Annotated in this window: 17 protein-coding genes; 9 read left to right on the forward strand and 8 right to left on the reverse strand. The window is 60.0% G+C overall.

The window, feature by feature from the left end:
* Positions 1 to 333: 333 nt before the first annotated feature.
* From E5N76_RS02630 to E5N76_RS02645, 4 genes are all read right to left on the reverse strand, one after another.
* On the reverse strand, positions 334 to 2,523 hold the full coding sequence (locus tag E5N76_RS02630) for a hypothetical protein (RefSeq protein WP_149535758.1): 2,190 nt from the start codon (positions 2,521 to 2,523) through the stop codon (positions 334 to 336).
* Positions 2,513 to 3,262, reverse strand: a complete 750-nt coding sequence (locus E5N76_RS02635) for a hypothetical protein (protein ID WP_149535759.1) — start codon at positions 3,260 to 3,262, stop codon at positions 2,513 to 2,515. The genes E5N76_RS02630 and E5N76_RS02635 overlap by 11 nt, the downstream gene beginning before the upstream one ends.
* Positions 3,259 to 3,921 carry a hypothetical protein gene (locus tag E5N76_RS02640; RefSeq protein ID WP_149535760.1) on the reverse strand — a complete coding sequence of 221 codons (663 nt, stop codon included), beginning with the start codon at positions 3,919 to 3,921 and terminating at the stop codon, positions 3,259 to 3,261. The genes E5N76_RS02635 and E5N76_RS02640 overlap by 4 nt, the downstream gene beginning before the upstream one ends.
* Positions 3,922 to 4,329: 408 nt before the next feature.
* On the reverse strand, positions 4,330 to 5,577 hold the full coding sequence (locus E5N76_RS02645) for a Fic family protein (RefSeq protein ID WP_149535761.1): 1,248 nt from the start codon (positions 5,575 to 5,577) through the stop codon (positions 4,330 to 4,332).
* A 378-nt stretch (positions 5,578 to 5,955) separates the two neighbouring features.
* Between E5N76_RS02645 and E5N76_RS02650 the strand changes: the two genes are divergently transcribed.
* Together E5N76_RS02650 and E5N76_RS02655 are read left to right on the forward strand one after the other, a co-directional pair.
* On the forward strand, positions 5,956 to 6,858 hold the full coding sequence (locus E5N76_RS02650) for an ArdC family protein (RefSeq protein ID WP_149535762.1): 903 nt from the start codon (positions 5,956 to 5,958) through the stop codon (positions 6,856 to 6,858).
* Between the two features lie 253 nt (positions 6,859 to 7,111).
* The gene (locus tag E5N76_RS02655; RefSeq protein ID WP_149535763.1) at positions 7,112 to 10,042 is read left to right on the forward strand and encodes a hypothetical protein; all 2,931 of its coding nucleotides are present in this window, start codon (positions 7,112 to 7,114) and stop codon (positions 10,040 to 10,042) included.
* Positions 10,043 to 10,163: 121 nt separating this feature from the next.
* Here E5N76_RS02655 and E5N76_RS02660 read toward each other — a convergent pair whose 3' ends face one another.
* Together E5N76_RS02660 and E5N76_RS02665 are read right to left on the reverse strand one after the other, a co-directional pair.
* Positions 10,164 to 11,441, reverse strand: coding sequence for a relaxase/mobilization nuclease domain-containing protein (locus E5N76_RS02660; protein WP_149535764.1), 1,278 nt, complete (start codon positions 11,439 to 11,441; stop codon positions 10,164 to 10,166).
* Positions 11,438 to 11,815: a hypothetical protein gene (locus E5N76_RS02665; protein WP_149535765.1), complete on the reverse strand. Its 378-nt coding sequence runs from the start codon at positions 11,813 to 11,815 to the stop codon at positions 11,438 to 11,440. Before E5N76_RS02665 ends, E5N76_RS02660 begins: the two co-directional genes overlap by 4 nt.
* Before the next feature lie 967 nt (positions 11,816 to 12,782).
* Between E5N76_RS02665 and E5N76_RS02670 the strand changes: the two genes are divergently transcribed.
* Positions 12,783 to 13,739: an ABC transporter permease gene (locus E5N76_RS02670; RefSeq protein WP_187829940.1), complete on the forward strand. Its 957-nt coding sequence runs from the start codon at positions 12,783 to 12,785 to the stop codon at positions 13,737 to 13,739.
* On the forward strand, positions 13,736 to 14,641 hold the full coding sequence (locus tag E5N76_RS02675) for an ABC transporter permease (protein WP_149535767.1): 906 nt from the start codon (positions 13,736 to 13,738) through the stop codon (positions 14,639 to 14,641). The genes E5N76_RS02670 and E5N76_RS02675 overlap by 4 nt, the downstream gene beginning before the upstream one ends.
* Here E5N76_RS02675 and E5N76_RS02680 read toward each other — a convergent pair.
* Both E5N76_RS02680 and E5N76_RS02685 read right to left on the reverse strand, forming a co-directional pair.
* Positions 14,638 to 15,648: an ABC transporter ATP-binding protein gene (locus tag E5N76_RS02680; protein ID WP_149535768.1), complete on the reverse strand. Its 1,011-nt coding sequence runs from the start codon at positions 15,646 to 15,648 to the stop codon at positions 14,638 to 14,640. The two genes, E5N76_RS02675 and E5N76_RS02680, sit on opposite strands and share 4 nt — an antisense overlap.
* Positions 15,645 to 16,700 carry an ABC transporter ATP-binding protein gene (locus E5N76_RS02685; protein ID WP_235907570.1) on the reverse strand — a complete coding sequence of 352 codons (1,056 nt, stop codon included), beginning with the start codon at positions 16,698 to 16,700 and terminating at the stop codon, positions 15,645 to 15,647. The genes E5N76_RS02680 and E5N76_RS02685 overlap by 4 nt, the downstream gene beginning before the upstream one ends.
* Positions 16,701 to 16,848: 148 nt before the next feature.
* Between E5N76_RS02685 and E5N76_RS02690 the strand changes: the two genes are divergently transcribed.
* From E5N76_RS02690 to E5N76_RS02710, 5 genes are all read left to right on the forward strand, one after another.
* Entirely contained in the window at positions 16,849 to 18,534 is a 1,686-nt protein-coding gene (locus E5N76_RS02690) for an ABC transporter substrate-binding protein (protein WP_149535769.1), read from the forward strand.
* Positions 18,535 to 18,615: 81 nt separating this feature from the next.
* Positions 18,616 to 19,029, forward strand: a complete 414-nt coding sequence (locus tag E5N76_RS02695; protein ID WP_149535770.1) for a Rieske (2Fe-2S) protein — start codon at positions 18,616 to 18,618, stop codon at positions 19,027 to 19,029.
* Positions 19,030 to 19,079: 50 nt separating this feature from the next.
* On the forward strand, positions 19,080 to 20,018 hold the full coding sequence (locus E5N76_RS02700) for a carbohydrate ABC transporter permease (protein WP_149535771.1): 939 nt from the start codon (positions 19,080 to 19,082) through the stop codon (positions 20,016 to 20,018).
* Positions 20,018 to 20,866, forward strand: a complete 849-nt coding sequence (locus tag E5N76_RS02705) for a carbohydrate ABC transporter permease (protein WP_149535772.1) — start codon at positions 20,018 to 20,020, stop codon at positions 20,864 to 20,866. The genes E5N76_RS02700 and E5N76_RS02705 overlap by 1 nt, the downstream gene beginning before the upstream one ends.
* 41 nt (positions 20,867 to 20,907) lie before the next feature.
* On the forward strand, positions 20,908 to 22,209 hold the full coding sequence (locus E5N76_RS02710) for an extracellular solute-binding protein (protein ID WP_187829941.1): 1,302 nt from the start codon (positions 20,908 to 20,910) through the stop codon (positions 22,207 to 22,209).
* The last annotated feature ends 10 nt before the right edge of the window (positions 22,210 to 22,219 follow it).

A 22,219-nucleotide genomic window follows, 5' to 3' on the forward strand; every position in this document is an offset into this window, starting at 1 on the left:
CCACAAAAGAAAATCGTTGCGCTTAAGGTCCGGTCGCGGTATATGTGATTTGCTTCCGAGCACCGTTTCGAATTTTTTAAAGTTTAGTGATCGAGTTCAAATGGACCGACCTGGCCGTCAAAGCTTAATGATAGCGATTGCAGAACGCCTTAGCAAAGATCATGAAAATCGATTGCTTGGCGACATAACAATGATCTCAAGCTCTGACGCTAGATTCGCGGCGAGATGCCAGCGCTTACAAGCATCGTTTGATAAGGCAAGAAATAGAAAGGCACTATCTATAATTTATCCCGTTTGCCGGTACTGGACGTTAAAAACTTTAAATCTGCAAATCTAAGTATCAAAACCCACGTGGCCACCTTCAAGTGCTTTGATGTCGGCAACAATAACTGTCCGCAACGAAGGAGGAACTGGGTCGCTCAGGAGTTTAGTAAGCTTTTGCTCTGCGCTTCGCTTTGCAATATCGCCTCTGTCACTAAGCCAGAATGAGAGGATAATAAGTGTGTGCTCTACACCGTAGGTGATGTCCCGCGCATCGAGGTTCGAGAGGCTCTCGCTGAAGTCAGTAAAGGCCTCTTTTATTTCGTCTCTTTTGTAAAAACGCTTTTTTTCGAACATATGGTAAACCTTATTGTTGAAGACTTGCGTCTTTAAAAGAAGATCGTCTATGATCCGCTTCAGCGTATAATTCCATAGCGCAATAGGGCTTCTGTTCCACTGATCTGCCCAGGATAAATCAACCGAGGTATGGAGGCCCGAGGCCAGTAGCACGCCAAGTTCGTTCAGATACCGAGGATCCCAATACTCTGTTCCACGCCACGCCTTTTTTATGGCGTTTGCGGTAAATAAGTCATTCTTTGAGTTTTCGATAAGCTGCGCGGTGTCCATACCGAAAACATGACGTCGAGCGAGCGCGCGGAAGTAGAATGCTTCTTGTTGCGGCACACCCCGAGCGTCTATTGTCGTGGCGATATCAAAATATTCAAAGGCGATCGACCACTCACCGAGCGAAGCGAGCATATAGCCAGTTACAAGTAGCTGCTCGTAGATGGCTTCGGAATCCTGTGCGAGAATCCGGCCAAGCGCGTCCGAAAGGTCGACGCCTGCTCTGATTCTGCCCCTGAATGCCGAATCATATATCTGAAGGGAGTAAGGCATAGTTTTGCTTGGGGATCGTATTGTTATAGACGTTTTCTCTGTGCTCTGCGATCGATACGATTTTGACTGAAGCTGAAGCGTTGGGGTCGGGTGACCGCCGGACTGTGCGATTTCGGCGGTTGCTAGATTGGCGTTTCCCAGCCTGATATCCGTTGCTATTTGAATCGATCGACTGGCAAGCAACTCTTTGACACTGCTCCGATTCTTTACGAATTTCGATATGGCTTCAATCGTTTTCTCACCGGCCTTTCCAAAGGTCGAGGGGGTCGGTTTTCCGTCGACCCATCCCTTTCCGTCTACCCAGACAGCGCGGGCGATTGAAAAGCTGTCGAGCTCATTCCAAACGTTGTCAATTCGCTCCAAAGCCACGTCGCGATGAGAATTGAACGCTGGCATTGAGTGTGTTTTATCGTAGTCAAGTTCATCGAGGATTTCCCTGCTAAGACGATAGCGCTCTTTGATCAGCTCGCTTGGAGACCTTCCGGCTTGCTCCGCTGACATATATGACCCTATTATGCGAGGATGGGCGATATATACATCGATGCATTCTTTTTTGTGTCTATTCCGCCAGAGTATGTCTCTCATAATTTCGCTTCTTGCGATTAGTATGACCGATTTATCTGTGCGATGGTTGGCATTGATAGCTTGTAGCGTGGCGATAGCTTTTGCGTCGATAATATTTGTTGAATGAGATGCATTTGGCCTATGCGCGCGGAGCTCCCCTTCCCAAAATGCTTCGGTTTCCGGCAGCCCTTGGATGCTACCAATTTTAGCTTCTTCGTCGTCTGCGTTCAAAAATGACCCATTATTTAATAGGTGTTTGAGTCGTGACTGGGGCTTTAGCTCTTCACTCATTAAGAGCAAAAGTGCAGGAGAATTTTCGTATATGCTGGATAATATGCTGAACGCGTCGAGAGACTGCGTAAGGTTATTTCTCAGTGCTGCGTCTAGCTGCGTCTCCAGCTGTTCAAGCCATTTTAGCAACTTAGAATCTGCGTCTCTCAGCCTTTGAATATGCGTTATGGCAGCGGCGACCTCTGCCAAGGGATGTAGATGAATACGTTTAACGAGGTTGTCCAACTCAATTTTGTAAGTTGGCAACAAGAGAACAGGTTCGTCCTTGCGGAAAAACAGCCTATTTGACCAAGCTTCATTTAAGGCAATCTGCCGGTCTGCCTCGTAACCGGTAGCGTAGCCCAAATCAGATCGTCCATTTGAAAACACGAATGAATAGGCGAATATTTCTGAATAATCGCACGCGAAACGTACGTTGTCGACAGTTGGATGGGCTTGGAAAGCCTTAACGATATTTTCTTCGTCGCGAAGGTGATTTCGAACGCGCGAAATAATCTCGTCACGCCGCACGGCCGACCTCCATAATTTTCTTGCTAAGACCCGACAACACGCCCTCTTTTCGCAGTTTGTATGCTTGCTTATCAACCAAAATTGCGGCAGTAGAATAAAGTAAAAAATCTTCGCGCACGGAGTATAATATTTGACACATGGGCATCCGGCGGTCTGTTAATCTGAAGCTCCACATCACTTTTTCCGGCTCGCTGCGTGCGGTTGTAGGTTGGAATGCTAACATTCGGTCAACTGGTTCGGCGTCCTCGACGACGGCGCTTAGAAGTTGAACAATATTATTTTTAGAAATCGACGATAGCGGCCCTATCTTTAAAAGATCTACTATTTCTGGATCGGCGAGGGAGCAGAGTAGTATCGGGTCGTCCGCTAAGCTCCCTATGTCCAGATGCGATATCAGCGCCCCATGTCCAGCTGTGTGATCTCGTTCTTCACGGATCCATACCTTCATGAGATTTGTAGGTAGAGGGGCTCGCCCAGTGTTGGGCCATTCGAACTCGAAATCAAATGCGCTCATGGTCCGAAATCTCCAGTACTCATATAGATCAACAAAACGCTTTCCCAGCGTGCGTTCATCGTGTCTATATGCAACCGAAGCCAAAGCCACAAGCGTTTCGCAGAACGAGACGATCTGTTGTCGGTGGTGCTCTTCGATTCCAGCTTCTACTAAATCTGCGAGAAGATTGTGCTCGCTCCAAGTCCAACGCTCGGCAATCTCGACGAACTTGGAGCCGAGCGTCATTGGTCCGATCCTCCGCCGGAACTGAGCATAGACCTGACTTGATCCAATCGATCTGAGATGAGATCTAACCCACGCAGAAGTCGTTTGTCTGCTGCTTCATTCAGAATGGTCACGACTAGATTGTACTTATAAAGAGTAGAGAAAAAATTGTCGACGTTCTGATATCTCAAGTGATCAGATAGAACGTCACCGCAATCCAGTATGAATGCATACCACGTTTTTCCGTCCAATAAACTTTTAATACCTTCGGGTAGATCTAAATCAAGTTCCGAAAAATCCTTGCTTCGTATAAATATAAAACTGGCGTCTGATCCATGAAAAGATTTCCGAAGCTCGGCGGCTATAGATTTGGGATTCTTATCCATTCGATCGGAAATTTGCTCTATGTCGTAGCTAAACAAAGCTTTCATTTCTTTATGTATTATTTGATTCGTGCAATGATGAGCGTGTTTCCATGGCCGAAGATCAGCCGTCACGTGGGTAAATCCGCGTACTGCCTGCCGAATTTCTTGTGCTCGATCAAGTATATTGTTTAGTTCTTCTTCAGAGATCTTGCTTTCTTGATTCGAGCGCTTAATGATCTTACGAAGTAACTCTATCGTATCGTTTACGGCGGATGGGATCGCTATCGCCATCGCCAAGGCAGCTTCAAGCGTCATATCGAACTACCTCCGCCGGAGTCGGGTGTGTAGGCAGACGCCGCAGCCTATTCGATGGCCGCAACCATAATCAAGGCACCTAGGTATTGACGTCAAGCGATCTACCGTTCGCGGGGGCTATCATTGAGTTCTGGTAGAAATTAGACTTGTCTACTTCAACCTGTTGTCTTAAATGATAGCGGATATCCACACTGTGTGTTCCAATGTTGATTGGCCAGCTCAACTATGCGCGTTTGTCAACCGTCCGGTGAGTGGAAGACCGCAGTGACGGACCGACTTTGCCGTCCCTCGGACCAAACCACATCCGGACGATGGTTGTCCCACGGCGCTTGAGCGAATGTCATGGCGCAAGCGTAGAATGTGGCACCGGAACGTGACCCGATATCTTGATGCAACTCCGAGCCAAACTTAAATTTGGTCGCCGACAACTTTATCCGGAAACAACCCGGGCATCCAGCGCGATGCCAGTATGGCGGGGAAGGAGAGGTGTAATGGAGCGCGGGATGTCGCTGCCTTCACGACACCCTTCTTAGTCAGCGTCTCCACAATCCGCCTCGCCTGACGCTCGCCGGTGCCGACAATCTCGGTCAGCTCGCTGCGTGGCAGCTCCCCGCGATATTGCAGCACTTCCAACACATCCTTCGCCTTGGGCGGCAGATTCCCAAGGCGAGTTTCTTCCTCGGCCCAAAGCGCAATGCGCACCCGCAGCTTGTCGGGTTGGATCAGCCCTTCCATGAACTCGACCTGGTCGATGCAGAGCCGCAGGAAGAATTGGGTGAATGCGGCCAACGCCTCCTCACTCAGCGTGCCGCGGCCATCAAGATCATTGCGGCGGGGCAGATCGCAGGCGGCCAGGTGGCTCTTGTAGGCGGCGACGTTGCGCGCGAGGCCGCGGGCGACGGACCAGAGTGCGCCGGTGTCGAGCGTCTCCAGCAGCGCAGCATGTGACATGAGGCGCGCGACGCGCCCGTTGCCGTCGAGGAAGGGGTGAAGCCACAGCAGGCGATGGTGGGCGGTCGCCGCGGCGATGATGGAGTCCGTTTTACTAAGCCGCGTATACGCACCTTCGAAGCGCTGGAAGAAGCGTGGCACTGCGCCGGGGCTGACCGCGGTGTGGCTTCCGACCATCACATCGCGCTGGCGGAGTTCACCGGGAACGATGGGGATACGTTCCTCGGTTTCCGGATTCTCGGCCCAGAGCATGTCGGGTGGGAGCAGTTCGCAGAACCGAAGATGCGCTTCCGTGATGCCGGCTAGGGTGAAGGCCCGGCCTTTAAGACCGCCGGCATCGATCCATTGTTGGACCGCTATATGCGCCTTAGCCTCAAGCTGGAGGTCGCGCTTCTTAGCATCCTGGCTGAAGTCTTCGTTTAGCGCCCGTTCGATGTCGATCGGATGCGTGTCGTGCCCTTCGATTAGGTTGCTGTAGTAGCAGTTCATCGAGCGCACGAGATCGGCGAGCGAGGCTGCAATGCTCGGCTGGAGGCTGCGCCGGAATCCGGCTGATTTTGCCACCAGCTCCACGACAAGATCAGCGATCTCGCCGCGTCGAGGCGAGCTCTCACCGATAAGCATGGGTTCCATCAGCCCAATCGTCTCGCCGCGATCTGGCGCCTCATTCGTGTCCGGTTTTATGTCCTCTTTATTCGGTGTCATAGCTCAATAATATCATACTGTTAGTTGGGGTGGTAGCCCCAAGATAGCCGTTTAGAAGTCCGGTTCGGAGACCGGTTTGGCGGTCGCTTTCAGTGCGAGTTGACGTCGAATCCTGAGCTTCTTGGCCGTCCGGCCGCGTCCACACAAAGAGGTATCGCACGCTGGCCGCAGACGCGGCCTGACCTGGCTGCGCCAGGCTTAGGGGCCAGCCCCTCAGCGCGCTCCAAGGGGCTTCCGCCCAGCTTCCTCCGCCTTCGCTGCGCTTCGGCTCCGTGCAGCCGGGTCCCCGCGAAGCCCCTTTCCGCTTGCACACCCCGATCTCGCCGATGGGCAGAGGAACAGACGAGCTGTTCCTCAAAACCAAAGGAGATCAAAGATATGGCAAGCAACCAACAAGCCTCCCGGCCGGATGTCTATAGCCGGATCACGGACAAAATCATCGCCGATCTGGAGAGCGGCGTCCGGCCCTGGATGAAGCCCTGGTCGGCGGATCATGTTGCCGGGCGCATCACGCGCCCGCTTCGGCACAATGGCATTCCCTGTCGCGGCATAAACGTCGTGATGCTCTGGTCGGCATCGGTGGCGAGAGGCTTTGCCTGCCCGTTGTGGCTGACGTTCAAGCAGGCCCTTGAGCTTGGAGGCCATGTCAGGAAGGGTGAGACCGGCGAGCTCGTGGTCTACGCCAACACCATAACCCGCACCGAAACCAAGGACGACGGCACGGAGGCGGAGCGGGAAATTCCCTTTCTCAAGGGCTACACCGTCTTCAATGCCGAGCAGTGCGAGGGCTTGCCTGCTCACTACTACACCAAGGCCCCAGGTCCCGTGCTGACCCCCATGCAGCGCATCGAGGCCGCCGACGCGTTCTTCGCCGCGACCGGCGCCGATATCCGTCATGGCGGAACCCGCGCATACTACGCGGAAGGTGGCGACTACGTGCAGATGCCGCCCTTCGAGACGTTCCGCGATGCCGAGAGCTACGCCGCGACGCTGGCGCACGAGCTCACCCATTGGACCAAGCACGAGAAGCGCCTGGCGCGCGACCTCGGCCGCGTGAAATACGGCGATGAAGGTTATGCGAGCGAAGAGCTTGTCGCCGAGCTCGGCGCCGCCTTCCTCTGCGCTGATCTTGGGATTACGCCGGAGGTACGGGATGATCATGCCGCCTACATTGCGTCATGGCTGAAGGTGCTGAAGGACGATAGGCGGTTCGTCTTCTCGGCAGCGGGCCATGCCCAACGGGCTGTAGATTACCTGAGGCAAACCAACTGCAAAGGGTGAAAGTGCCAGGCGGCCATTACCTAACATGGGAGACGAGTTTCGATGTCCTTCTATTGCGCATAAGCCCCAAGAGCAGCATTTGCGGTTGCGCATCGACACTGAACCTTGATAGCGTCTCATTTGGGAAACGCCGCTTATCAGCGCCGATTCGCGTTCTGATTTTCGGCATTTCAAATTCCCGATAGCGCTGTCATCCTCTCGCATGGACGCGTTTGGCTGAGCAACTATCTTCAAACTCAATGTGAACCGGAAAATGGCCGATAAAAGCGAACTCAAAGGCTATATACGATATCAACTGGCGCAACTTTCGGCCCGAAACGCGGAGCACGAGTTCGAGCGTCTGGCATTTGAAGTCGCCCGCAGGAGAATAGCGTCGAATTTGCTTCCGGCCACCGGGCCTGTGCAGGCTGGTGGGGATCAAGGTAGAGATTTTGAAAGCTATAGATCGTATTTAGCAGGCTCGGGCTTGCGAAGCGGCAGCGCTGTCGCAAAGATAGAAGGAGGAATCCTTGCCGGGGCGGTCACCATCAATAAGAAAATCCTTGGCAAGATAAAGTCGGATCTAAAGACGATATTCGGTTCCGGCGAGCGACCGACCCGGGTGGTGTATTTTTGTGAAGCCAACCTGCCAGTGGCAAAACGACATATCTTAAAGGAATTCTGCAAAACGCAATATTCCGCCGGTCTGGACATCATCGATGGCGAGGCCATCGCGGATATGTTGGCTGATACGGATCTTCACTGGATCGCCGAAAGATACCTCGATATACCGGCAAACATTTGGCCTGTCGCGGAGTATGATGCGGACTATCAGCAGCATCGGGAGCGGTGGCTTATCCAGACCAACACGCCCCAAAATTACGCAGACTTTTTGCAAATCAAAGAGGGTCTGCGTACAGCGACCTTCGAAGATGACGCGAAACGTGATCTGGCGCGGTGGATCGAAATTATGCGCAATTTTTTGGCGGATGGTATGCCAGAGCGTCTGATTCAAAAGGCAAGATACGAGATTGCTGTAGGCGAACTACGTGGCCATGGGTCACTCGATCCTGCAATGGCAGAAATTTCCAGCTTCTTTGAAGCGATTACGCCGATGCGTCCTGCTGTCGAACTCCTTGATGCGGCGGTACTTGCTAATTACGCCTTCGGTTCAAGATTAAATGGCCAAAGCGCGTTGAGTGAGCAGCAGGTCGCGGACTGGCTGAATAAGACGGAAGATGCATTGAAAGAAGCTCTCGATCAGGCACCGGTCGGAAGTGAGAAATGCATGTTGCTCGAAGGATGGGCAATGCTTGCAATCCTGCCGCGCCCTGGCGAAACAGATCGTTTGCCAGGCATGGAGCGTTTTTTCGAAAGGTGGGGGGCTCTGCTCAATGAAATTGCTCATCAACCGCTCTTCCCAGTGTCAAGCATAGCAAAGATATTTGAGGCGCTCATCGATTTCATCGAGCTTTCTGATCGGATGAAGGCGCTCCTGGATAAAATTGATGGTTTGGTTGCCGAGCGAGCGGGCAAAGCGGCCGCAGCGGATGCGGCTCGACGTAGAGCGCTCCTGCATCTGAAGTCAGACAGAAAAATTGCCGCGATCGACGAACTGCATAGAATGAAAAGCGAGTCATTCACTGGCGAGCATGTTAGAGGAGCCATCCTGTCAATGCTCCTCCTGAGCCAGTGCTATGAGGACTTGGGTCTCCATATTGCCGCAAGGCATTACGCTTCGGCGGCGCTCTTTTTGGCACTCCACGTAGAAGATGAAGAAATAAAGTCATATATCGGCACAGCATTGTTCCGCATTTCGGATACATTCTATGTGGCAGGCGAGGGGGCTACGTATCTGTACAGTATATCGACGGCGCTAATCGCACATCACAACGTCGCTTCCGACCCGCATGACTGGACAAAGCATTATAAAGTCCAACGCTCGATCGCACATGCTACTATTTTGCGTGCGATTGCGCGAAGATTAACCCCAGCTATATTGTCTACAATTGATCAAGCAATCGCGCAATGGCCCTTGCCACCGCACGAGCTTGACGCATTTCGTTCTCTCTCGGAGGCGGAGCCGTGGAGTAGCATGGCTGAGACAGACATTCTGGCTCAAATCTCAGAAAATATTGGTCAGCATCCCTTTGGTGATTTTGGGAAAATTAGGTCGGTGCGTTGGTCAGCCTTTGGAATATTGTGGGAAGTTAAATCCGCGCCGGAACGGGCCGTTTGGACGGCGGCACTTGAGGTCGCTGCTTCCCTCCAGATCGCGCAAGTTGAGCTAGCCGACGTTGATATGCTCATTATTCCATCTAAAGTTGTTGTAAACGTCGAGCTATCAGCTTTAGCCAAACCCTCGTGCGTTCAACAGCCCGATAATGGCGCGTTGATTTGGTCAGTGAAAATGCCGAATGATACTAAAACTCGTACAATGGAATATCAGGCCGCACTCGTGGGAGTGCTATTTTCGGTTATGGAGCGAGCTTCGGCACTTCCATCGGATAAAATCAGCGAAATCTTCGTAAAGAAGCTGGATCGTGGTTTGCCTAGCCGCCTATCATTCGTAAGGCCCATGAGGGAACTGCTGGAGTTAGCGCAGCCAGAAGGGCTTGATATGGCTGTGCTAGCGGCACAAGAACGGCCCTCTCTAAGTTTGGATATCCTACCGTTAGAGAATGACGAGCTTGGATGGCGGGACGGCCCCGGTCCCGGATATTCCGTTGAAAAGGCGCGCGAATATATTGGAAACCGCTATAAAGTGATGATTGGCGGGCTTCGATTAACTCTGCCAAGAATGCTTGCTGATAACCGCTGCCGCAATCTTATAAGCAAGCTTCGGAAAGAGGGATGTTTGGACTGGCATTTACTAAATGTCATCTACAATATCGTTGGGCAATGGCAAGTTGAAAAAATGGGCTTTTCATATCAGGCGTCGCCAGAAAAAATGAAAAAAGCGCTTATGGACCGCATGTGGCGCGATGAGTCAGATAGTGATCCAATATTCGACTTGTCTGTTTTCGCAGAGGATAGAATTAAGATGCAGCTCCAAATGTTGCCTGCAATAGTATTCTCCACTTGGCGGCTGGCTAATCATCGTCAAACGCCCGATTTTTCTGCAATGAAAAAGCTGCTTGATGCGCGGTACGGACATTCAACCGACGACGTCGATCACATTGATCCTTTTGCATATGGTTCGTGACCCTTTGAAAACGCTCGCCACAATAACTCGTCTCGATAATCCGCCCGCCATTGCAGGGCACGTTGTTGTAAATGACCAATTTGAGCTGATGAAGTTGAGCAAAGTGGCTTGCCGAGCAGTTTCAGAAATCGGGTGTAAGACCTCGACGGCGCAGAGGTCGCCTAGTTGGATCGTCTATAACCCGGATTTCTGGCTTTGCAAATTTTTGCCGCTTCGATGTTTCCAACGTTGCCAAATTGCGTTCCATACGATCCCGATGCGTCACAATTTGCCGTTGGAGCGCACGGCGCTCTGCTAGCTGGCGATCAACTAGCGCTTGGTGCTCGGCAGCATCCCGCCGCTTTGATGCAAAGAAGTCTGCTTCATTCGCACGGGCGATCGTGGCGTGCCGGCCGATCAGCCGATCCCACAATCCTTTTAAGCCGCTTCGAAACCGTTCCGAGCGCGTTCGCGCCTCGGCCATTTCCCTTGCTGCCTGTAACTCCCTTAGCATCGCGCGCTCGTCGCGTTGCCAGGTTACCAGACGCTTCTTCTGCTCTAGCAGGCCCAAACGTGCAGTTTCGAACTCTCCTTTGATCTCGGCTGCAAAGGATGCGAGTTTTTCCGCAACCTTGTCCTTTAGATGGCGCTTCCTCTCGTCAACGCTTGGCAAGCTTACTGGATCGCCAAGGCGCTTCGAAAGATCCTTTGCCCGTATTCCGCTCCACCGCGAGAAAGAGTAAACTTCGCCGAGATAGTCAACCGCTACAAAGCCGCGCCGATCACCTTGGGCTAGGTAGTACCCACGTGCTTCGAGCGCTTGGATAAAAGCCTGCCGAGAATCGGACGTTGCCCAGCTATCCTGAAACGCGGCTTTGATGCCTGCGGCATCGCGGCTAATGCGCTTGGCTTGCTGCCATTCATCGCGGGTAAAATTGAGCGGATTGCGCTCTTCGCTATTGACGAGGCCAACTGGCATTTTCCAACCGTTCTCGATATACAGCTCTCGCGATAACTCCCGCAGCTTCAGTTTGAAGTGTGCCATGTTGACGGCGCGAAGGTCATCGGCGCGAATGCGCGACCAAACGCAGTGTGCGTGCCGACGCCCATTCTTCTCATGAAAGACGATCACGCGCGGCTGGCCAGATAGTCCGATGCGGCGCTCAAGCTCATCAATGGTAGCTTCGAATGTGGCGACGCTGACCTTCTCCTCCTGGGGCGGGCTGAAGCTGACGGAGAAAAGGTATTGCGTGCATTTCGTACCACGGCTGATCGCATAGGCTTCCCGAAGGGCACCCTTTAGGTCGTCGGCCGCGAAACCACGTATCTGGTGCAGCTCGACATGGTCGTTTTCATCGTCACGGAGAAGATGCACGGCGAGCTGTTTTCCGCCGGCACGCTGACTGGCTTTGAGGATCATGGAACTCGATCCTCTTTGAGCCCCGTCGCGCGTATGAGCTCGGCGCGAAGCTCGACAATCGCATCGCAACTCGACTTGATGGCGCCTTCAACTTCCGGCGTCACCGGCAAAGCCCCGATTTTTGCGGCATAAGCGAGCTCACGAAGACTCGGGCCGAGGTCGGACGCACCTAGCCGGGCGAGGATATGCGCGAGGTCACGTGTGGCGGGTGCCGGGGTCTTAGCGTTCCTCGCCTTGGCGGCAATGCCGAAGAGGCACGCCCGAATATAGTCGCTCAGGGTTCGCGACCCCGCCCGTCCGGTAAGCTCGTCGCGCTCCGCGTCCGTCAACCGGATCGAGATCGGTGTTGTCTTCGGCTTCCTTGGCTTGCCCATCGATTCCCGCAGTGAGAACCGAACAGATCGCAGACGAGATCAAGGATGCCGGAGACGACCGGCAGGCTCAGATGCTCGCCGGCTTCGGTCCGATGTCCCAGGCTACGTGAATGAAGCGGCGCTTAGTTCGCCTCCCCGCATCCCTCGCTCCGCCCAACCAGCGCAAGCGCCCCGACGACATCGCCGGGCCACTCAGCAATTCCAGGACCGGGCGCCAGGCGTAAGGGCCGAACACCCGCAGCCCGCCGGATGGGCTCATGCCGTGCGCTACGGAAGAAAAGCCCGGCACGAGGCGCGACCGAAAGATGAGTCCCGAATCCTCGCCTGCTATTCAGCAGCAGCGCATCGTGCTCGGCCAGCACGGCAGCGCCTAGGCATCATCGGGCGGCGTGGTAGGGGGCGAGCATGGCGGCCACCCGGAGCTGCGTTAAGGGCCACATCAAACCGCCCGAGGTATCGACACCGATCACCACCACCGGCCCCCGGCACAGTCAGGCCGTGCTCTCTGCTGCGACTATCGCAATGAAATGCCGTGGTGCAGTCGATGGCCCGAATGCCGCGCTTGCCGAGTTCCTCTCGCATGAGGCAGGTACCTGCGTGCCAAGATGCCCGGCCCTGGAATGACGCAGCACAGCGGGGTTCGCGGAGCTCGGTGCTTCCACCAGCCAGCTCGCCTGCGCAGCCACCTCCCGACGCGAACCGAATTCGGAGGATTCGCCCAGCCGGGACAACCACCTGGTGGACGACCTGTCGCGGCAAGCAGGGTTGGGCGAGGCATCGCGACCGGCCAGGCCACACATCCTCGCACCATCCGGTCCTGAGCAAAACTTTGCATTGACCTGCAGAAGGCCTGAACACTAGCGTCCGCTGCCAAGGACGATCGCGGGACATGGCATCACCGCGACCAGGGAGGACGACGCCGAATGGCGCTGGACACGCTCGGCGCAGCCTTGCCCGGAGCAAGCTGATGGCCGCCTACATCCTCCGGCGCCTGCTGTTCGGCGCGCTGACGGTGCTCGGCGTGTCCATCGTCGTGTTCGTCATCATGCGCATCCTGCCCGGCGATCCGCTGATCGCCATCTTCGGCGCCGATGGCTACACGCGGCTCAGCGACGAGCAGCGCGCCCACTACATGGCCGAGCTCGGCCTCAGCGACCCGCTGCCGCTGCAATACCTGCGCTGGGTGATGGACATCCTGCGCGGCGATCTCGGCCATTCCTTCTTCCGATCCGAGAGCGTGGCCGAGATGATCCTGCGCCGCGGCCCGCTGACCGCGCAGATCGCCTTCCTTTCGGTCCTGCTGTCCTGGCTGGTCGGTATCCCGGTCGCGGTCATCAGCGCGCTGCGGCCCAACAGCCTCGGCGACAACATCGCCCGCTTCCTCAGCATCCTGTTCCTCGCCGTGCCGGGCTTCTGGCTGGGCATGCTGGTGGTGCTCGGCCTGCTCTTCGCCTTCGGCTACCGCGCGCCGCTGACCGGCGCCTCCTTGCTGAGCGATCCCTGGACGACCCTGCAGATGATCATCGGCCCGGCCGTGGTGCTGGGGCTCGGCCAGGCCGCCTATATCAGCCGCATGGCGCGCTCCAGCCTGCTGGAGGTGATCCGCGAGGATTACGTGCGCACCGCCAGGGCCAAAGGCCTGAACGGCCGGGCCGTCATCAGCCTGCATGCGCTGCCGAATGCGCTGCTGCCGGTCATCACCTTGTCCGGCGTGCTGCTCGGCTTCGTGCTTGCCGGCTCCATCCCGGTGGAGCGGGCCTTCGGCACGCCCGGGCTTGGCTCGGCCATGTTCGCCGCGGTCAGCGAGCGCGACATCTTCGTCATGCAGAATCTGGTCTTCCTCTACGCCATCGTCTTCGTCGCGCTGAACATCATGATCGACATCCTGATCGCCTGGCTCGACCCGAGGATCCGCTTCCGATGAGCGTCACCCAGCCGGCCGCCGCCATCGCCACGCCGCCCGAGCCAGGATTGCTGCGCCGCATCGGCTTCGCCCTGGCGAAGTTCGCCCGCCGCTCGCCGCTCTCCGCCTTTTGGGGAATCGTCGCTGCTGCCATCGTGCTGGTGGCGGTCTTCGCCCCGCTGATCGCGCCGCAGGACCCGCTGATGGCGAATTTCCGCCAGATGGGAAAGCCTCCTGGCGAGGCCGGCCTGTTCGGCACCGACCAGGTGGGGCGCGACGTGTTCAGCCGCGTCATCCATGGCAGCCAGACCTCCCTGACCGTCGCCGCCGCCGCCGTGCTGCTCGGCACCACCTCCGGCGCGCTGTGGGGGCTGGCCTGCGGCTTCTTCGGCGGGCGCTTCGACAATTACAGCCAGCGCGCCATGGAGTTCATGCAGTCCTTTCCCGATTTGATCCTGGCGATGGCCATCGCAATGGCGCTCGGCGCCGGGACCGGCACGGTGATCGTCGCCATCGCCATCACCCGCATCCCCTTCGGCGGGCGCGTCATCCGCTCCGTGGTGCTGTCGGTGAAGGAGATGCCCTTCGTCGAGGCGGCGCGCGGGCTCGGCGCTTCCAGCCGCCGGCTGATGCTGCGGCACATCCTGCCGCAATGCGTCGCGCCCTACCTGATCCTGGCGACCGCGCATCTCGGCGTCGCCATCATCATCGAGGCGTCGCTCGGCTTCCTCGGCGTCGGCATCCCGCCGCCGACGCCCACCTGGGGCAACATGCTGGCCGACAGCCTGAATGCCGGGCTGGTGCCGCCCTGGTGGCTGGTGCTGTTCCCCGGGCTGGCCATCACCCTGACGGTGCTGGCCTTCAACCTGCTGGGCGACGGCATTCGCGACATGCTGGACCCGCGGCTGCGCGGCTCCGTCTAGTTGGGTCGCGCCAAGGGCAGGGTTGGCCCGGCCTCGTGCAGATGGCAGGCGACCAGATGGCCCTCGCGCACCGCGTGCAGCGCCGGTGCCTCGCTGCGGCAGCGTGCATGCACATAGGGGCAGCGGGTGTGGAAGTGGCAGCCGCTCGGCCGATTCACCGGGCTGGGCACGTCGCCGGAGAGCACCACCCGCTTGCGCCCGCGCGCCGAGACCTTGGCGATCGGCACGGCGGAGAGCAGCGCCTCGGTATAGGGATGCAGCGGCGTCTCGAACAGGCTGCGGCGGTCAGTCAGCTCGACGATGCGGCCGAGATACATGACGGCGACGCGGTGGCTGATATGCTCGACCACCGCCAGATCATGCGCGACGAAGAGGTAGGAGAGGCCGAGTTCCTCCTGCAAATCGGTCAGCAGGTTGATGATCTGTGCCTGGATCGAGACATCGAGCGCCGAGACCGGCTCGTCGCAGACGATCAGTGCCGGGCTCAGCGCCAGGGCCCGGGCGATGCCGATGCGCTGGCGCTGGCCGCCGGAGAATTCATGCGGATAGGCGAGGCGCTGCTCCGGCCGCAACCCCACGCGCTCGAAGAGCTGCGCTACCCGCTCCCGCCGCTCCGTGCGGCCGCCGATGCGGTGGATGACCAGCGGCTCCTCGACGATCTCGCCGGCGGTCATGCGCGGGTTGAGCGAAGCGTAGGGGTCCTGCTGGATCATCTGCATGCTGCGGCGGTAGGGCAGCATGGCCGGGCCGTCGAGGCTGGTGATGTCGTCGCCGCGGAAGCGGATCTCGCCCTGGCTCGGCTGCACCAGCCGCAGCAGGGTCCGCCCCGCCGTGGATTTGCCGCAGCCGCTCTCCCCCACCAGCCCCAGCGTTTCCCCTGCGGCGATCGTGAAGGAGATGCCGTCGACCGCATGCACCTGGCCGCTGCCGGCGCCGAACAGCCCGCGCCGGACGGGAAAATGCTTCTGCAGGTCGCGCACCTCGACCAGCGGCGTCGCTTCGCTCATGCCGCGATCCCCGCCAGCACCTGTTCCGCCCGCCAGCAGGCGGCCCAATGACCGGGGCGATGCTGGACGAGCGGTGGCGCTACCTCCTGACACGCGGCGGTGGCCAGGCCGCAGCGCGGCGCGAAGCTGCAGCCGGATGGCAGCTTTGCCAATGATGGCACCATGCCCTTGATCTCGGTCAGCCGCGGCCGGCGGCCCGGGTGGCGCGCCGCGCCCTCGATATCGGGGATGGAGCCGAGCAGGCCGCGGGTATAGGGATGCGCCGGTCGCTCGAACAGGTCGGCGACATTGGCTTCCTCGACCTTGCGGCCGGCATACATCACCACCACGCGGTCGGCGGTCTCCGCCACCACGCCCATATCATGGGTGATGAGCACGACGGCGGTGCCCAGCGTCTCGCGCTGCTCGCGGATCAGATCGAGGATCTGCGCCTGGATGGTCACGTCGAGCGCCGTGGTCGGCTCGTCGGCGATCAGCACCTTGGGGTGGCAGGACAGCGCCATGGCGATCATCACGCGCTGCCGCATCCCGCCGGACAATTGGTGCGGGTAGCTGCCGGCGCGGCTGGCGGCGTCAGGGATGGCGACGCGCTGCAGCATCGCCACCGCCCGGTCCATCGCCTCCCGCCGCGAGAGGCCCTGGTGCAGCGCAATCGCCTCGCTCACCTGGCGGCCGATGGTGTAGAGCGGGTTGAGCGAGGTCATCGGCTCCTGGAAGATCATCGAGATCTCGTTGCCGCGAATGCGCTCCATCTCCGCCTCGCTCATCGCCAACAGGTCGCTTCCCTCGAAGCGGATCTGCCCGCCGGCGATGCGCCCAGGCGGGCTGGTGATGAGTCGCAGCACGGAAAGCGCGGTCACGCTCTTGCCGCAGCCGGATTCCCCGACGACGCAGAGGGTCTCCCCGCGCCGGACGTTGTAGGAGACACCATCGACCGCCCGGATAATTCCGGACGGGCTACGGAATTCGGTCTGCAGCCCCTCGATCTCAAGCACAATGTCGGAGGTGGCCGGCGTGGTCCCGCCGTCGCTCGCGACATCGCGCGGCACGATTCGATTCACGGCGTGACTCCTCCCGGTGCCGGCGTATAGCCTGTTGCCGCGACGGTATCATTGTCGGTTGCCCGATCTCAACGGCGATCGGCGGGCGCCGTCGCCGGCAGATGCACATAACGCGCACGCCGGCCGCAGGGAGGACAGAATGAAGCGCCATGGTTCGCCGGGCACGGCGTTCGGCCGTCGCCAATTCCTGGAAGCCACCGCCGCGCTCGGCACGCTGGGCCTGTTGCCGGGCCAGGCGGAGTCCGCCGGGCTGCCGCTGGAGTTCGACGGGTCGCAATTCCAGCTTGCCGCGCCGGAGCCAAACCCGAAGCGCGGCGGCGTGCTGCGCTACGCCATCACCAGCCGGCCGCCGCATTTCGACGTGCACCAATCGGGCACCATCAACAGCCTCGGCGCCCAGGGCTGCATGTTCGACAACCTGATCCGCCGCGACCCGCGCGACAGCGGCAAGACCATCATCCCCGATCTCGCCCATAGCTGGCAGATCGCGCCAGACGGCAAGACCTACACCTTCCACCTGCGCCGGGGCGTGCAATTCCATGACGGCGCAGAGCTGACGGCCGAGGATGTGAAGGCGACCTATGACCGCATCGTCAGGCCGCCCGCCGGAATCAGCATCCCGCGCAGCACGCTGTTCACCGCGGTCAGCGAGATCAAGGCGCGCGACAAGCACACCATCGAATTCAAGCTGGCCGAGGCGCGCCCGCCCAATTTCATCATGAGCGCCTTCGCCAGCGGCTGGAACGTCATCTTCCGCAAGAAGACGCTGGAGGATAACGGCTACAATCTGCGCCGCGTCGTCAACATCCCCGGCACCGGCCCGTTCCGCTCCGTGCGGCGGGTAGAGAACGAGGTGTGGGTGATGGAGCGCAACGCCAATTACTGGAACAAGGGCCTGCCCTATCTGGATGGCCTGGAATTCTACCACGCGCTGCCCTTCTCGCCGGAGCTCGGCTCGGCCCTGCTGTCCGGCCGCGTCGATTATGCCCGCATCATGGACCCGGTCTCCAACCGAAGGGTGCGGGCGACGCCCGGCATGTCCGGGACGGATTTCTATCAGAGCGTGATCCAGGCCACCTGGGTCAATGCGAAGAAGAAGCCGCTGGACGACCCGCGGGTGCGCCGCGCCCTGCATCTGGTGCTGGACAAGAACGTGCTGGTGGAGGTGGTGAAGGATGTCGCGCCGATGATGGTTGGCGGCTTCATCTACCCCTTCTCGGAATTCGCCACGCCGCGCACCGAGCTGGCGCAGCGCGTCGGCTACCGGACCGACACCGCGGCGGCGGTGCGCGAGGCCAAGGCGCTGATGGCGGCGGCCGGGCAGGGGCGCGGCGTGCGCGGGCTGGACTTCATCGTGCGCGACGTCGCCAGCTTCAAGCTCTGGGCACAGGCCATCCAGGCCATGCTGCAGCAGGCGCTGAACGTCGAATGCCGGCTGCGCTCCGTGGTGGAATCCGTGTGGTTCGACGATGTGCGGTCCGGCAATTACGACCTGGCGATCGGCGCCGTCGTCTCCACCCTGCTCGACCCGTCCGACTACTTCAATGCCTGGTACAAGGAAGGCGGCTCGCAGAATTACTCCAACTGGTCGGATCCGAAGCTGGAGCCGCTGCTGCCGCAGATCGACAGCGAGGTGGATAGCGAGAAGCGGCTGGGCCTGATCCGCCAAGCGGAGGCCATAATGGAACAGAACCCGCCGCTGCTACCGGTGGCGTGGGAGAAGATCATGGATGGCTGGTTCAACTACGTGAAAGGCCATGTGCCGAACGAATATTTCGGCATCTACGACGTGGTCCGGATGGATACGATGTGGCTGGACAAGTGAAGCCGGCCGGAGATTTCGGTTGCCGCGTGGCGACACGGCTCGCTAGGCTCCCGGCATCATGAACCCTGGAGAATGCCGGGCATGAGCAAGCATGTCGTCGCCCGGGTGGCGGAGCTGCCGCCCGGCGAGCGCAAGCTGGTGACGGTGAAGGGCCGGCCCATCGCGGTCTTCAACCTGGATGGCGAGTTCTTCGGCCTAATGAACCGTTGCCCGCACCAGGGCGCGCCGCTCTGCGCCGGCGACCTCACCGGGCTGATGACCGCCGACACGCCTGGCGAGTATCAGATGTCGCGCCCGGGCGAGATCATCCGCTGCCCCTGGCATGGCTGGGAATTCGATGTGCGCACCGGGCAATCCTGGTGCGAGCCATCGCGCATCAAGACGAAGCAGGTGCCGGTGGAAATCGCCGCCGGCGAGGCGCTGGTGAAAGGCCCCTATATCGCGGAGAAGGTCGCCGTGGCGGTGGAGGAGGACTACCTCATCGTCGAGGTCTGACGCCTGCCTGAACGATAACCGGCAGAAGCCGGAACGCGGAGGAAGGTCACATGGGCGAGAGCAGCAGGGCTGCCCCGCATGGCTTGGCGATCCCTGTGCCGGCACGCTCCGCTGGCCGTACGACGCGTCGCTCGCTCGACCGCTGGTTCACCCCTTTGGCGGTGCTGCCGACCTTCGTGGTGATGCTGCTGGTGTTCGGCCTGCCGCTGCTCTTCTCGCTCTATCTCAGCTTCACCGGCTGGTCGCTGAGCCAGGACCTGCTGGGCGGCGAGTTCGTCGGCTGGGCGAATTACCAGGATCTGCTGGAGGATCCGGTCTTCCTCGGCAGCCTCGGCATCACCTTCGGCTTCACCGCCGCGGCGGTCGCGGCGCAGCTCGGCCTCGGCCTCGCCATCGCGCTGCTGCTGAACATGGATCTGCCGCATATGCGCGCCTTCCGCACCGCGCTGATCGTGCCGATGATGATCACCCCCATCGTCGGCGCGCTGTGCTGGAAGCTGCTGCTGGACCCCAGCCATGGCGTGTTCAACCATTGGATCGGCGAGCGCATCGTCTGGCTCGGCATGCCGGGCACCGCGCTGGGCGCCGTCTGGATAGTGAATGTGTGGCACAGTACGCCCTATGTCGCGCTGATCCTGCTGGCCGGGTTGCGGTCCCTGCCCAGCGAGCCGGGCGAGGCGGCGGCGATCGACGGCGCCAGCCGGCTGCAGATGTTCCGCCACGTCACCCTGCCGCTGCTGCGGCCCTATCTGCTGGTGGCGCTGCTGCTGCGGACGATCTTCGAGTTCCGCGCCTTCGACAACATCTACGCCATGACCGGCGGCGGCCCGGCCAACAGCACCATGGTGCTGTCGATGTTCACCTATCTCGTCTCCTTCGTGCGGTTCGATTTCAGCCTCGGCGCCGCCGCCTCCTGGATGATGCTGGTGATGTCGATGCTGATGTGCCTGGTCTTCATCGCGGTGATCCGCCGCCGGGACGCCAATTGATGGCCATCGTCACCGGCTCCCGCCGCACCCGCAAGCTGGAGGCGGCGCTGGTCTATCTGGCGCTGGCCGCGCTGACGGCCGCCTTCCTGTTCCCGCTGCTCTGGGTGCTCGGGCTGTCGCTGAAGACCCGGCCGCAGATCTTCAGCGATCCGCCGCTCTACCTGTGGTGGCCGACCATCGAGCACTATGTGGACGTGCTGTCGCGGGCGGATTTCCTCAAGGCCTTCCTCAACACGCTGATCGTCTCGGCCGCTTCCGTGCTGCTCTCGCTCGGCGTCGGCGTGCCGGCGGCCTATGCCTTCGCGCGCTTTCCCTTCCGCGGCCGCTCCTTCCTGTTCTTCGCCCTGCTGGTCATGCGCATGCTGCCGCCGATCGCGGTGCTGGTGCCGATGTATGTGCTGTTCACCAAGCTCGGCCTGGCGACGACGCGGCTCAGCGTGGTGCTGGCCTACACCACCTTCAGCCTGCCGCTGGTGGTCTGGATCATGCGCGGCTTCTTCGAGGATCTGCCGAAGGAGCTGGAGGAAAGCGCCTGGATCGACGGCGCCACCCGCTATGGCGCCTTCTGGCGCGTGGTGCTGCCGCTGGCGCGGCCGGGCATGGTCGCGGCCAGCATCCTCTGCCTGCAATTGGCGTGGAACGACTTCCTCTTCGCCGCCGTGCTGACCAATAACGCGACGCAAACCCTGCCTGTGCTGATGGCCGGATTCTCCGGCGGCGATTCCGGCGTGGATTGGGGGGCCATGACGGCATCCGGCATGCTGGTGATCCTGCCGGTGATCGTCTTCTCCTTCATGGCGCAACGCCACCTCGTCGCCGGGCTGTCCTCCGGCTCGGTCAAGGGATGAACGGCGCTGATGCTGCCGCCGCAACAAACGGGAGAACGACCATGGACGGGCTGAACCGCCGCCGTGCCCTGCAGACCTCGCTGGGCGCCGCCGCCCTGCTCGCCGCCCCCGCGCTGGCGCAGCCGCGGCCGGAGAAGCTGGTCTACATCGGCGAGAACCAGGGCGGCTGGAAGCGCACCCTGATGGAGGAGGTCGCCCCGGCCTTCGAACGCGAGACCGGCATCCGGGTGGAGTTCACCATGCTGCCGGTGGATGCCTGGCGGGCCCGGCTGAAGGCCGAGCTCGGCGCCGGCTCCGCCGGCATCGACATCGCGCAATGGTCGGTGCAGATGGCCGGCTGGATGGCGCCGCACCTGGTGGACCATGAGGAGGTGGTGGCGAAGATCGTGCAGCGCGATCCCACCTTCGCCTGGGACGATTTCCTCGGCGGCAGCAAGCGCGCGGCGAGCTATGACGGCAAGCTGGTCGGCATCCCCTACCGCGTCACCACCGGCATCCTGCACTACCAGAAGGCGCTGCTGGCCCAGGCCGGCTTCGCCCAGGCGCCGCAGAATTTCGCCGAGTTCCAGCGCGCCGCGCTGGCGGTGAACACGCCGCCCGAGCGCTACGCCTTCGGCATCATGGGCAAGCAGGGGGCGGGCAGCTTCACCAGCCTCGCCTCCTGGCTCTATTCCGCCGGCGGGCAGCTCGTCGATTTCAAGACCGGCGAGGTCTTCATCAACCAGCCGAAGGCGGTGGAGGCGCTGCAATTCTACGCCGACCTGATGGTGAAGCATAAGGTCGTGCCGCCCGAGGCCACCACCTGGGAATATGACGACATCATCGCCGGCGGCCAGCGCGACCGCTACGTGATGGCCCAGACCTTCGCCCCCTACGGCACCCTGATCAACGACCCGGCCAATTCCCGCACCGCCGGCCGCTGGGCGTGGGACACCGTCCCGGGCCACACCGCGAAGGCGGAAAGCCGCACCTGGATCGACGGGCATTTCCTCGCGGTGCCGCGCTACACCCGCAATGCTGACTGGTCGATCGAGTTCATCCGCATGGCCGCCAGCAAGCAGTGGCATCTGCGCTCGATGGAGCGCGGCAATGCGCCGCCGCGCGGCTCCGTGCTGCGCGACAGCGATATGGTGGCCAAGCTGGGCTGGCCGCCGGCGGCCGCGGCGGCGATCGAGACGGGGTTCCCGTCGCCCGCCCACCCGGCCTGGGACACGCTGGAGCTGGCGCTGCGCAGCGGCATCTCCGAGACGCTGCAGGGGCAGAAGACGGCGAAGCAGGCGCTGGATACGGTGGCGGCGGATTGGCAGCGCAGCCTGCGCCGTGCCGGCATCAGGCGCGGGTGAGGAGAGCGGC

The organism is Siccirubricoccus phaeus, from assembly GCF_008360935.1.
Classification (GTDB): domain Bacteria; phylum Pseudomonadota; class Alphaproteobacteria; order Acetobacterales; family Acetobacteraceae; genus Siccirubricoccus; species Siccirubricoccus phaeus.